This is a genomic window from Chloroflexus aurantiacus J-10-fl (assembly GCF_000018865.1).
In the GTDB taxonomy this organism is placed as follows: Bacteria; Chloroflexota; Chloroflexia; order Chloroflexales; family Chloroflexaceae; genus Chloroflexus; species Chloroflexus aurantiacus.
The window spans coordinates 3,820,864-3,834,028 of the sequence record NC_010175.1 but is presented as its reverse complement, the minus strand read 5'-3'; the positions used below and the strand labels follow the sequence as shown (position 1 = coordinate 3,834,028).

10 protein-coding genes and 1 tRNA gene are annotated in these 13,165 nt (G+C 59.6%); 3 read left to right on the top strand and 8 right to left on the bottom strand.

Annotated elements, in window-relative coordinates; translation table 11 throughout:
- Nucleotides 1–491: 491 nt before the first annotated feature.
- Nucleotides 492–674, top strand: coding sequence for a hypothetical protein (locus CAUR_RS15055; RefSeq protein WP_157866456.1), 183 nt, complete (start codon nucleotides 492–494; stop codon nucleotides 672–674).
- A 191-nt stretch (nucleotides 675–865) separates the two neighbouring features.
- On the top strand, nucleotides 866–1,048 hold the full coding sequence (locus CAUR_RS15050; RefSeq protein WP_157866456.1) for a hypothetical protein: 183 nt from the start codon (nucleotides 866–868) through the stop codon (nucleotides 1,046–1,048).
- Between the two features lie 976 nt (nucleotides 1,049–2,024).
- Here the strand turns inward: CAUR_RS15050 and CAUR_RS15045 are convergent.
- From CAUR_RS15045 to CAUR_RS15020, 6 genes are all read right to left on the bottom strand, one after another.
- Nucleotides 2,025–3,302 carry a sensor histidine kinase gene (locus tag CAUR_RS15045; RefSeq protein ID WP_015909314.1) on the bottom strand — a complete coding sequence of 426 codons (1,278 nt, stop codon included), beginning with the start codon at nucleotides 3,300–3,302 and terminating at the stop codon, nucleotides 2,025–2,027.
- Nucleotides 3,303–3,311: 9 nt separating this feature from the next.
- Nucleotides 3,312–4,010 carry a response regulator transcription factor gene (locus CAUR_RS15040; protein ID WP_012258717.1) on the bottom strand — a complete coding sequence of 233 codons (699 nt, stop codon included), beginning with the start codon at nucleotides 4,008–4,010 and terminating at the stop codon, nucleotides 3,312–3,314.
- 61 nt (nucleotides 4,011–4,071) lie between these two features.
- Nucleotides 4,072–4,148, bottom strand: a tRNA-Pro gene (locus CAUR_RS15035).
- Between the two features lie 35 nt (nucleotides 4,149–4,183).
- Nucleotides 4,184–4,696 carry a hypothetical protein gene (locus tag CAUR_RS15030; RefSeq protein WP_012258716.1) on the bottom strand — a complete coding sequence of 171 codons (513 nt, stop codon included), beginning with the start codon at nucleotides 4,694–4,696 and terminating at the stop codon, nucleotides 4,184–4,186.
- Between the two features lie 58 nt (nucleotides 4,697–4,754).
- Entirely contained in the window at nucleotides 4,755–6,287 is a 1,533-nt protein-coding gene (locus tag CAUR_RS15025; RefSeq protein WP_015909313.1) for an MFS transporter, read from the bottom strand.
- Nucleotides 6,284–7,006, bottom strand: a complete 723-nt coding sequence (locus tag CAUR_RS15020; protein WP_012258714.1) for an LppX_LprAFG lipoprotein — start codon at nucleotides 7,004–7,006, stop codon at nucleotides 6,284–6,286. Before CAUR_RS15020 ends, CAUR_RS15025 begins: the two co-directional genes overlap by 4 nt.
- A gap of 63 nt (nucleotides 7,007–7,069) precedes the next feature.
- On the opposite strand from CAUR_RS15020, the gene CAUR_RS15015 reads away from it, so the two are divergent.
- Nucleotides 7,070–7,990 (top strand): ketopantoate reductase family protein, encoded by a 921-nt coding sequence (locus CAUR_RS15015; protein ID WP_012258713.1) that lies wholly within the window; start codon nucleotides 7,070–7,072, stop codon nucleotides 7,988–7,990.
- A gap of 509 nt (nucleotides 7,991–8,499) precedes the next feature.
- On the opposite strand, the gene CAUR_RS15010 is transcribed toward CAUR_RS15015, so the two are convergent.
- Both CAUR_RS15010 and CAUR_RS15005 read right to left on the bottom strand, forming a co-directional pair.
- Nucleotides 8,500–12,372, bottom strand: a complete 3,873-nt coding sequence (locus CAUR_RS15010) for a beta strand repeat-containing protein (RefSeq protein WP_012258712.1) — start codon at nucleotides 12,370–12,372, stop codon at nucleotides 8,500–8,502.
- A 458-nt stretch (nucleotides 12,373–12,830) separates the two neighbouring features.
- Nucleotides 12,831–13,160, bottom strand: a complete 330-nt coding sequence (locus CAUR_RS15005; RefSeq protein WP_242604941.1) for a hypothetical protein — start codon at nucleotides 13,158–13,160, stop codon at nucleotides 12,831–12,833.
- Nucleotides 13,161–13,165: the final 5 nt, after the last annotated feature.

Below are 13,165 nucleotides of genomic sequence, written 5' to 3'. Positions count from 1 at the left end.
GGATCGCATGCATGCCTGACGGACGCGATGGTCGGCACGATCCCATCCAGCACCCCCGTGACCAGGATGGGTAACAGTATGCCACGCGCCGGATCGAGAGCGCGGCTGGCGCGGCAGCATGGCTGCCGCACTCCAAACTGCGCGACACGCGCATGACGGGCGGGCAAGGCAATCAATCAGCACGCGCCGGCACGGCTTGAGCAGCGCACTGCCACCGGGCCAGTCGCTCAAACCAGCACCAATAGCGATACACACCCGCTGATACGCACGTGGTTGACACCAGTTGTGGGTAATGCATAGACCGCCGTCAGGGCTGGCCGTGGCCGCTGGTGCGCAGGCACAAATCTCTTGCAACATACCCGTCTACGCGCAGGGATCGCATGCATGCCTGACGGACGCGATGATCGGCACGATCCCATCCAGCACCCCCGTGACCAGGATGGGTAACAGTATGCCACGCGCCGGATCGAGAGCGCGGCTGGCGCGGCAGCATGGCTGCCGCACTCCACACTGCGCGACACGCGCATGACGGGCGGGCAAGGCAATCAATCCAGCACGCGCCGGCACGGCTTGAGCAGCGCACTGCCACCGGGCCAGTCGCTCAAACCAGCACCAATAGCGATACACACCCGCTGATACGCACGTGGTTGACACCAGTTGTGGGTAATGCATAGACCGCCGTCAGGGCTGGCCGTGGCCGCTGGTGCGCAGGCACAAATCTCTTGCAACATACCCGTCTACGCGCAGGGATCGCATGCATGCCTGACGGACGCGATGATCGGCACGATCCCATCCAGCACCCCCGTGACCAGGATGGGTAACAGTATGCCACGCGCCGGATCGAGAGCGCGGCTGGCGCGGCAGCATGGCTGCCGCACTCCACACTGCGCGACACGCGCATGACGGGCGGGCAAGGCAATCAATCCAGCACGCGCCGGCACGGCTTGAGCAGCGCACTGCCACCGGGCCAGTCGCTCAAACCAGCACCAATAGCGATACACACCCGCTGATACGCACGTGGTTAACACCAGTTGTGGGTAATGCATAGACCGCCGTCAGGGCTGGCCGTGGCCGCTGGTGCGCAGGCACAAATCTTTTGCAACATACCCGTCTACGCGCAGGGATCGCATGCATGCCTGACGGACGCGATGGTCGGCACGATCCCATCCAGCACCCCCGTGACCAGGATGGGTAACAGTATGCCACGCGCCGGATCGAGAGCGCGGCTGGCGCGGCAGCCATGCTGCCGCACTCCACACCGCGCGACACGCGCATGACGGGCGGGCAAGGCAATCAATCCAGCACGCGCCGGCACGGCTTGAGCAGCGAACTGCCACCGGGCCAGTCGCTCAAACCAGCACCAATAGCGATACACACCCGCTGATACGCACGTGGTTAACACCAGTTGTGGGTAATGCATAGACCGCCGTCAGGGCAGGCCGTGGCCGCTGGTGCGCAGGCACAAATCTTTTGCAACATACCCGTCTACGCGCAGGGATCGCATGCATGCCTGACGGACGCGATGATCGGCACGATCCCATCCAGCACCCCCGTGACCAGGATGGGTAACAGTATGCCACGCGCCGGATCGAGAGCGCGGCTGGCGCGGCAGCCATGCTGCCGCACTCCAAACTGCGCGACACGCGCATGACGGGCGGGCAAGGCAATCAATCAGCACGCGCCGGCACGGCTTGAGCAGCGCACTGCCACCGGGCCAGTCGCTCAAACCAGCACCAATAGCGATACACACGCGCTGATACGCACGTGGTTGACACAAGTTATGGGTAGTGCATAGCCCGCTGGGGGCGGGAATGTGGCTTCCGCTGTCGCGTACCGATTCGTGGGGGCGATCCCCCGCTGGAAGCGGGCACGGTGAGCTGTGGCAAGTGATCAGCGCGCCGGAGGCGCACGCTCCCAGGGCCATTGTTTGTGCACCACAGTAGAGCGCTGAAGGGTACGGCGTAAGGATCACGGCAGATACCATGCAGAACAACCCTGACGTTGCCCTCCCAATAGCACCCACTCTACGCTGCCGGTAGCGTAAACCAGAAGGTCGAGCCGTGTCCTTCCTGACTGCTCGCCCAGATGCGGCCACCGTGGCCCTCGACCAGGTGCTTGGCAATTGCCAGACCCAACCCGGTACCTCCAGCGTGGCGGGTGCGCGCCCGGTCAACTTTGTAGAAGCGCTCGAAGATGCGTTGAATATCGCGATTGGGAATTCCGATGCCGGTGTCGCTGACCCTGATCAGTAACCACGTCCCCGCCGGATGCGGAGGACGATCAGGCCGTGACGGTTGTTCATCATCACGCAGGGTCAGCACCTCAGCCGCTACCGTGATGGTTCCACCTTCAGGTGTAAACTTCACCGCATTGTGGAGCAGATTCAACAATACCTGACCAATTCGATCACCGTCCATCAATGCCAGTGGCAAATCAGCCGCCGGCTCGACGCAGATCACTTGTTGTTTACGATCAGCCTGGGGTCGAATGCGCTCAACGGCACGTTCGATCACCGGCCAGACCGGTAACGGTTCCAGCTTGAGCGAGACCCGCCCCGACTCAAGGCGGGAAAGCTCGTGCAATTCGTCAACCAGTTGCGTGACGGCATCAATCTCTTGCGCCATCTGCTCCAGCATACGGCTGGCAATATCGGGGGGTGGTGCTGATTGTACGGTCTCCACCAGCAACTTAAGCGAAGCCAGTGGCGTGCGCAACTCGTGCGATACATTCGCCACCAGATCACGCCGCGCACGTTCAAGCATACTGATTTGCGTCAGGTCGCGAATCGTGATCAGAGCGCCAACCGGTTTTCCGCCCCCTTCCCGCAATGGCACGTAGTGCAAATGTAATGTCCGCCCGGTTGCGATTGGACGGATCGTCAATTCACGATGTTCTCCATCGCTAAGCACATCAGAGGCTAACTGATCGGCTTGATGATCGCGGAGCAGTGTAATCAGGCCGCTGTCTTGCATCGGCGATTGAGTAGCCAGGAGATGCAGCGCGGTGTCGTTGTGAAAGACAATACGACGTTCGGTATTGATCACAATCACACCGGTATCAATCGCTGCTGCCAGCGCCAGAAAGAGCGGCTGACGATGAATGGCTAACAACGCAAGATGCGAATCGGACGTTATCGTTTCTGATCTGGCAGATGAGATCATGGAGTGTTCCTGAGTACCGGGCGGAGAGGGATGGTCAACCAATGATGAATGGCTCTTCTGATGTCGGCGATACATACTGACGATAAACCCAACCGCCAGTGCAATCGTCGCTACCATCAGCATCCATTCGAGCAGCATCATTGGTGCAATTTACGCATCATCAGATGGCGGTTCAAACCGATACCCAACCCCTCGCACCGTCTGGATATAAACCGGTTTGCCAGGGTCTGGCTCTATCTTCTCGCGCAGCCAGCGGATATGGACATCGACAGTGCGACTATCACCGATGAAGTCCTGTCCCCATACCCGTTCGAGCAGCAGATCGCGCGTCAGGGCAATCCCACGATTACGCATCAGACAGGTGAGCAGATCGAATTCTTTCTGCGGGAGATTCAGTTCCTGCCCATTCCGCCAGGCCCGACGGCTGCTGGTGTCCACCCGGATCGCCCCGGCCTCTAGCACTTCACGTACAATCGAATGAGGCTGTCGTTCGCTGCGCCGCAGGATCGCCCGCACACGAGCAAGGAACTCGCCGAGGCTAAACGGCTTGCCCATGTAGTCATCAGCCCCCAGTTCCAGACCGGCAATCCGATCAACCTCGTCCTGACGAGCCGTGAGCATGATGATCGGTACATCGCTCTCTTGACGCAGAATCCGACAGACCGAGAAGCCGTCAAGACGGGGGAGCATAATGTCGAGGACAACGAGATCGGGTTGATCACGGCGAGCACGGTCGAGACCCTGAACACCATCACCGGCGACAATGACGGAATAGCCTTCGCGTTCGAGGTTGTAGCGTAGTGTCTCGGCCAACGTGGTTTCGTCTTCGACGATGAGAACCGTCGCCATAGTTACTCCACACATAAAGACCGCCGCTTGTGAGTCGGCGGTCATTGCCACGTGGCGAATGTGGTCGGGGCGGAGGGATTTGAACCCACGACCCCCGCGTCCCAAACGCGGTGCTCTACCAGGCTGAGCCACGCCCCGACGCCATTAAGATTAACAGCAGTGACGCCATTTTGTCAAGCGTCATCGCCTGGCTCCGGCGGCACAACCGGCGGCCCAGAGCGTGGTTGCAGGTGCAGGCGCGCCCGCACGCGAGCCATTTCCCCAACGGCCAGGCGGGCTTCGGCCAGCCATTCACGATGTTCGTAGGCAAAGGCACGTGCAATGTAGGCGAGTGCACTGCTGCGCGTATCGGCAATCCCAACCGCAACCAGCAGATCGAGCAATTCACGCTCGGCACGACCAAGACGGGTCATGACCGGTACTGTGCGTGTGGTAAAGAGCACTTCGTGATCAGCAGATCGCATCCCCCAGGCCACCGGCAGACCGGTCTGGCGTTCGATTTCGCGGGCAATGCGCATCCGCTGACGGCGCGTCTGCTCACGCAAGAGTGGAATGTCTTCAGCCGGACGGCTAATGTGGAGAATGATCAGCAATTCATCACTATACCGGCGAATGTCAGGCAGCCCGGCCCGCACTTCAATCGGCAAATACTGGTTAATGAGACGTTGGATCTCTTCATCGTGCATTGAGTGTGTCCTTACGGAGCAAATGGCACCATGGGATGATGATACCACGAATTCACATCTATGTTCGGCGCCCGGATACCTCTCGCATTACCAGGGCGGCCAGGAGGCCAACCAGGCATGCTGCTGCCCCGAAGAGAAATGTCTCCCCGATGACCCGTGCCGCAATCTCCATCAGAAAACGAGCCGGCTCGGTGACAGCGAGCGGGTTGTCAGCGCCAGCCCGCCGCAGCTCGTCCTGGCGATGAACGCCCCACAGGGTGAGGATTGCTACACCCACCGTCATGCCCACCAGACGCAGGGCGATCACCAGAGCCGAGGCTGCACCGCGACGATCTTCACCGGCAGCGGCAATCACTGTGTCGGCGACCGGCGCAATCACCAGGCCCAGACCAATACCGGTCAACGCCAGTTCCAGACCCATCCGCAGGTAGGTCGCGTCCGGCCCCCAAAACGCCATCAGGCCATAGCCAATGATAGCCAGTCCTAAGCCCAACATTGCCGGCAACCGTGCTCCAAACCGCCCGGTGAGCAGTCCGCCGGGGAGTGCAGCAGCCGCCATTGTCAGGGTTAATGCTGATAGCATCCAGCCGGCATCCCAGGCGGCGATACGGAGAATGTCGCTATCGGTCGGATGGTACAGCAACAAACGGGTGTTGATGTAGAGAGGTACATTCGTGATCGCAATTGCCAGTCCGAACCCAACCATCACGTTGATCACGCAGGCCATCGCGGTATGACGGTGGGTGAACAGTTCCAGGCCAATCAGCGGATCGTCACTACGGCGCTCGACCCAAACGAAGAGTGCCAGCAACAGCAGGGACACTATCACCAGCGGCCCGGCGTAGGGCGGTGGTCCCAGGCGCTCACCGTAGAAATCGGTCGCGCCTAGTTCGCTCCCGGCAGCCAGACCGATATTCAACGCAACGAGGCTAGCGCTCAACAACAGCGTGCCCGGCCAATCGAAACGCCCGACCCGCGGCGGGGTCGGCACCTGACGCAGCGCATACCACGTCAATGCCAGGGCGACCAGACCAATAGGCAGGTTGAGCCAAAACAGGAGCCGCCAGTCGTCAAAGATGCGCATAAGCACGCCGCCGTAGAGATGCCCGACCATCCATCCGGCGGTATCAACGGCACCGATCAGACCGAGCGCGGCTGCCCGTTGTCCTGGCGGGAAGAGATCGCCAACCAGGGCCATCGAGACCGGCACCATCGCTCCGGCCCCAAACGCCTGAATCACCCGTCCGATAATCAGCATCGTCAGATTCGGCGCGGCTGCCACCCAGGCTGAACCGATGAGGAAAACGACCAGGCAGATCAGATACACCATTCGCCGGCCAAACAGATCAGACAGCCGACCCATAAAGGTCATACTCACCGTGTAGGCCAGCAAATAGCCACTCACCGCCCAGGAAGCCCGATTCAACTCCGTATCCAGGGAAAGACGCAGGTCAATCATGACCTTCGGTAACGCAGCACTGATCACCGTCAGGTCAACTGCGCCGATGAAGATTGCCAGACAGACCAGCCCCAGGGTCAGCCGTGGATCGACCGGACGGGTTTCAACCGTTGTCAAGGCAGGATTTTTCATGGACATTGCACCGGTTCACGAACATCAACCGCTTTGTCATAGTCACTGAACTCAAGCGTCCAGGTGGTGGGGCTACTGGCGTCAGTGGCTGTATCGACCAGTACCACGCGACTGGCGCGCAGCGTCTCTTGATCCGCCCAGAGATCGGTGGTCACCGGCCCGGCGCCCAGGAGGTTGAGGCTAATCGCACGCAACAAATCGGCAGGCAGGGTTCCCCGCAGATGGTAATGTGGTCGACCGTTCAACTCTTCAATCCCGACGAGCGTCACATCGGTAAAGCCGTTCGCCAGCAGCGCTTCGATGCCGATCTCAGGTGCGAACAGCACTGCCGGATCGAAGGTTGAACCGGCCTGCAAGCACATCCACTGGCGGGTAATCGGGTTGGTAGCGTACTGTTTACCGGCCAGCGAGACGGTGCGAATCTCGCCAATTGCACTGCCAAGGGTGATGTTGAGAATGGAGAGAACCGCGTCAGGACGGCGCAAATCACCTTCGATGCTGTTGAGAATAGTCACGCCACCGGCATCGAGCGCGACCGGCTTGCCACTCAGGGTAATACGGAAATGAGCACTCTGACTATTCTGCGTCGCCTGTCCGATAGCAGCCGCCAGTGCGCGTGGGTCAGGAGTTGGGGTAGGAGTGGGAGGGGAAGCGATACCACCACAGGCCACCAGCCATAACAGGGAACCAGCAATCAGCCATTTCCAGACATGCTTCATAAAGCACCTTTTCAGTTGCCGTGCTACCATGGTTGTGAGAATAGTATACCAGAGGTAATTCCTATGAAGATCGCGATTATCGGCGCCGGTGCCCTGGGGAGCGTGATTGGATTCCATCTGGCAGCCAATCACGCCGTCACGCTGGTAGACCCGTGGGAAGAGCACGTTAACACAATTAACGAGTATGGCCTGCGCTGTAGCTTTGACGATCAAGAGCAGGTGCGTCTGTTACCGGCTACGACCAGCGCTGACAACCTTGAACCGGTTGAGGTTGCCCTGATTACGGTCAAAGCAGCCCAAACGCCCTGGGCTGCTGAGATTGCCGCACAGATAGTACAACCGAACGGCGTTGCCTACACGCTGCAAAACGGTCTGGGCAACGCCGAACGACTCGCCAGCCGGTTGGGAACACAACGGGTCGGGCAGGGGGTGACCACGATTGGTGCGACCTTGCTGGCGCCTGGACACGTGCGGATGGCCGGTCGTGGCCCCACGACATTTGCCGCAACCCCCTCGCTGCAATTAGCCTACGCCGTCGCCGATGCCTTTCGCGCCAGTTCATTACCGGCGGGTGTCTCAACCGATCTGGCAAGTCTGGTATGGGGCAAATTGATCGTCAATACCGGGATCAATGCGTTAACGGCTCTACTGCGGGTGCCAAACGGAGCGTTGGCGAACATCCCGGCTGCAGAAAAACTGGTGCGCCGTGCGGTGGAAGAGGCGGTCGCTGTAGCCTGTGCCGCCGGAATTACGATTGGATTGAGCGACCCGGTAGCCGAAACGCTGGCAGTTGCGCGGGCTACGGCAACGAATCGCTCATCAATGCTTCAGGATGTACTACGTGGTGCGCCAACCGAAATTGACACGATTAACGGGGCAATTGTGCGCGAAGGGCAACGGCTTGGTGTACCAACACCGTTTAACGCCTTCCTCTGCGACTTGATCACTGCCCTCGAAGCGACTACACCGCTGCGGGTGAAGTGAAAATAAGGACGCGGATAAACACGGATGTGGCGGATTATCTGCGTGTATTCGCGTAAACCCGCGTGCATCCGTGTTCTATTGAACAGGGTACGCGGATGGACGCGGATTGGGCGGATTGGCGCGGATTATCTGCGTGTATTCGCGTAAACCCACGTGCATCCGTGTTCCATGAACAGGGTACGCGGATATGCGCGGATTGGGCGGATTGGCGCGGATTATCCGCGTGTATCCGCGTAAACCCGCGTTTATCCGTGTTCTATTGAACAGAGTACGCGGATGGACGCGGATTGGGCGGATTGGCGCGGATTATCCGCGTGTATCCGCGTAAACCCGCGTTTATCCGTGTTCTATTGAACAGAGTACGCGGATGGACGCGGATTGGGCGGATTGGCTATAAACGACGGAGCACAGGTTGACTCCTGTGCTCCGTGTCCTTACCTTCACAAGATCATTGCCATAATGTGCCGATGAAACCCATCACGATTATGCACTTCTGGGACCACTAAAAGCTATCGAGCAGCAAATGTTAGATATATCATGAAAGATGTCTTAAGTGACCAGTGCTGCCCATTGTTCGCATCAATGAACACTGCACAGTCGCTATCGGCGCAGGCCCGCACCTGCCAATAGTAAGTTGTGTTGGGGGTGATGCCGGCAACGGTCACACTGGTGTTGGCACCCACATTGGTTGTCGGCGTACAGCCAGGGTTAGTATCCAGGCAGTAGCGATAGTGATGAACCGTGGCCCCTGCCGACTGCCACTGGAGGGTGAGATTGATGGATTGATTAGTGGTACTGACAGCCGAGCTGGTTTTGGTGAAGGCGAAGACCAGCTTGCTGACAAACGCATCCCTATCACCATTGTACACCCCACCATACGCCCCTGCCGTGATGGGGAAGTTATTAGACTCAGTATACCCCGCCACATAGACAGTGCCCTGGCCGTCCAGCGCGAGCGCGGTGGCAGAGTCCCAAGCACTCCCGCCGAGGAAGGTGCTGGCGAGCAGGCCACCCAGGTTGCCGCTCAATCTGCTTACGAAGGTGTCACCACTACCATTGTACGACCCATCATACGCCCCCGCCATGGTGGGGAAGTCAGCAGACCCAGTCTCCCCCGCCACGTAGACACTCCCCTGCCCGTCCAGCACGAGGGCAGTGGCAGAGTCCCAATCACTCCCGCCGAGGAAGGTACTGGCGAGTTGGCTGCCCAGGTCACCACTCAAGCGACTTACAAACACATCGCTGCCACCACCATTGTACGTCCTATCATGCGCTCCCAACGTGGTGGGGAAGTCGGTGGAAGAGGTCTCTCCTGCCACATAGACATTGCCCTGCCCGTCCAGTGTGAGAGCGGTAGCGCTTTCATCAATGCTCCCGCCAAGGAAGGTGCTGGCAACCAGGCTGCGCAGCTCACCACTCAATTTACTCACGAACCCATCGCTACCATTGAACGACCCATCATACGACCCCGCCGTAGTAGGGAAGTTAGCAGAGTCAGTCCATCCCGCCACATAGACATTCCCCTGCCCATCCAACGCGAGGGCGGTAGCACTGTCGGGGAGACTCCCGCCGAGGAAGGAACCGGCAAGCAGGCCTCCCAGATCGCCGCTTAAACGGCTCACGAACGTATCGCTGCCACCACCATTGTACGCCCTATCATACACCCCCGCCGTGGTAGGGAAATCGGTGGAATAGGTATCCCCCGCCACATAGACATTCCCCTGCCCGTCCAGCGCGAGGGCGGTGGCAGAGTCCCAATCACTCCCACCGAGGAACGTACTGGCGAGCAGGCTGCCCAGGTTGCCGCTCAACTTGCTCACGAACGCATCTCTGGCACCACCATTGTACGTCCTATCATACGCCCCCGCCGTAGTGGGGAAGTTGGCAGACCAGGTCTCTCCCGCCACGTAGACATTCCCCTGCCCGTCCAGCACAAGGGCGGTGGCGACGTCCCAATCACTTCCACCGAGGAACGTACTGGCGAGCAGGCTGCCCAGGTCGCTGCTCAAGCGGCTCACGAACGCATCTCTGAAACCTCTATTGAACACCCCATCATACGCCCCTGCTGTGGTGGGGAAGTTGGCAGAACCAGTCCACCCCGCCACATAGACAGTGTCCTGGCTGCTGATCGCTAACGAGTTCGCGACATCATTTCCATTCCCAAACATTCCGCCGAGGAAGGTGCTGGTAAGCAGACTGCCCAGGTCACCACTCAACTTGCTCGCGAATGCATCCCTGTCGCCACCATTGTAAGACCCATCATACGCTCCCAACGTGGTGGGGAAATTGGTGGAAGAGGTATACCCCGCCACATAGACAGTGCCCTGCCCGTCCAGCGTGAGGGCGATGGCGACGTCCCAACCACTCCCGCCGAGGAAGGTACTGGCGAGCAGGCTGCCCAGGTTGCTGCTCAAGCGGCTCACGAACGCATCTCTGTAACCGCCATTGTACACTCTATCATACGCCCCCGCCGTAGTGGGGAAGATAGTAGAACCGGTCTCCCCCATCACATAGACAGCGCCCTGCCCGTCCAGCGCGAGGGAAAGGGCGTATTCAGAGTCATTCCCGCCGAGGAAGGTACTGGTAAGCAGACTGCCCAGGTCGCCGCTCAAGCGGCCCGCGAACGCATCGCTGCTACCACCATTGTACGTCCTATCATACGCTCCCAACGTGGTGGGGAAATTGGTGGAAGAGGTATACCCCGCCACATAGACAGTGCCCTGCCCATCCAGCGCGAGGGCGGTGGCGACGTCCCAATCACTCCCGCCGAGGAACGTACTGGTGAGCAGGCTTCCCAAGTCACCACTCAACTTGCTCGCAAATGCATCCCTGTCACCACTATTATAAGACCCATCATACGCTCCCGCCATGGTGGGGAAGTCAGCAGACCCAGTCTCCCCCGCCACGTAGACATTCCCCTGCCCGTCCAGCACGAGGGCGGTGGCAGAGTCCCAAGCACTCCCACCGAGGAAGGTACTGGCGAGCAGGCTGTTCAGGTCACCGCTCAAGCGACTTACGAACACATCGCTGCTACCACCATTGTATGTCCTATCATACGCTCCCAACGTGGTGGGGAAGTCGGTGGAAGAGGTCCCTCCTGCCACATAGACAGTGCCCTGCCCGTCCAGCGCGAGGGCGCCGGCGAAGTTCCAATAACTCCCACCGAGAAACGTACTGGCGAGCAGGCTGCCCAGGTCACCGCTCAAGCGACTTACGAACACATCGCTGCCATCACCATTGTACGTCCTATCATACGCTCCCAACGTGGTGGGGAAGTCGGTGGAAGAGGTCTCTCCTGCCACATAGACATTCCCCTGCGCGTCCAACGCAAGATCATTGGCTTCGTCCCAATCACTCCCGCCGAGGAAGGTACCGGCAAGCAGGTTGCGCAGGTCGCCGCTCAACCTGCTCACGAAGGCGTCACCACGATCACCTCCATTCAACGACCTGTCATACGCCCCCAGCGTGGTGGGGAAGTCGGCAGATCCGGTATTCCCGGCTACATATACAGCCCCTTGCCCGTCTATGACCATTGCCGTAGCGGTGTCTTCGCCGCTACCAGCCGCTCCTCCCACAAACGTACTCGCTCCCAGCAGCATTGCCGCACTGGTCTGGGTGGGTGTGGCCTGACCGGTAATGCCTATCCCTTCTGGTATGCCAACCGGTGCCCGTACCACGCCATCCGGTGCGATAGCCGGTGAGAAGGTTTGCTGATGGGGAATACCGGCTGGTGTGACCGCTTCCAGCAGCGGCAGACGCAGGCGGTGCGCTCCGGCCTGCACCTCCAGTTCCCCATCCACCATCCCGATTACCTCACCACCGCTGACCTGCATCTGCACACGGTTGAGCAGCGTCGGGTCGGCGGTACGTGCGCACAGACGCAACCGCCCGTCAATTACCGTCAGTTCCAGCGTCACCCCTGGCGTCAGCGCCAGCCGTGCCACTTCCCACACCGGCACGTTCACGTGCTGATTGGGATCATTACCGGTCAGGAACGATATTGTCGTTGCCAGTGGCCCGTGCAGGCTGACGTCAGGCGTGGTGGTCACTCCGGCAGCAGTGAAGGTCAGGGGGGCTGCCCCATCCACGTGCAGGTGCAATCGTCCATCGTGCCCCACGGCCAGCCGGGCATCCTGGCCTATCAGTATCGCCACAAACGCAGGGTCGAACTGCCCCCAATTTTCGATGAAGACGTTACTATCGGTGCGAGCGTAGGGGAGTGCCGGGGTGGTTGTCGATGGTAGCACTGGCGCTATGAACACAACGAGCGGCTGGATTGCTGCGAGTAAGAGCACAAGCAGCAGGGAAAGAGGTAACAGCGTTATCGGTGAACGAGGAAGCGGCAGTGGAAACGCAGGACGCGGGAGAGGAACGACCGTCATATATATCTCCTCTCCGTGAAGGAACCGAATTATACAGACGGTACTCTGCAATTATATAAGGCGCTCTGTGCTGGTGTCAATTGCTATTGAGACGCGGATCGACGCGGATTGGGTGGATGAACGCGGATTATCCGCGTGTATCCGTGAGCACCCGCGTCAATCTGTGTCCCATAGACAGGGTACGCGGATGGGCGCGGTTGGGCAGATTAGCGCGTATTATCCGCGTGTATCCGCGTAAACCCGCGTTAATCCGCGTTCTACACACAGAGCACACAGATCGATGGGAGTTGCGAGTTACGACCCACCACCCCGCTGCGCCGCAATGGTCATCAGGGTTGCGACCATAAACAGGGTACGCGGATAAACGCGGATGTGGCGGATTGGCGCGGATTATCCGCGTGTATCCGCGTCAATCCGTGTTCTACACACAGAGCACACAGATCGATGGGAGTTGCGAGTTACGACCCACCACCCCGCTGCGCCGCAATGGTCATCAGGGTCGCGACCATTTGCTGGGCACGCTGAAGTAATTCGTCCATCGCATCGACGTTGGGCAACAGGTAGAGGGTGGGGCGCAGACCGCCGGGAGCAAATGCTGGATGGTAGAGGGCAAAGGGGTCACTGCCTTCACGGCGGAAGACCTCGATGGTCATTGATTGGCCGGCTGCCTGAACCACGAAGGTTGAGAAGCGTTCGTAACCCTCCTGGGCCAGCCAGGCTTCCATATCGGCGGCAATCACTGCCGCACGTGGTTCGGGCGCACGGTCGTAGCGGACAACCTGAAGCACGGGCA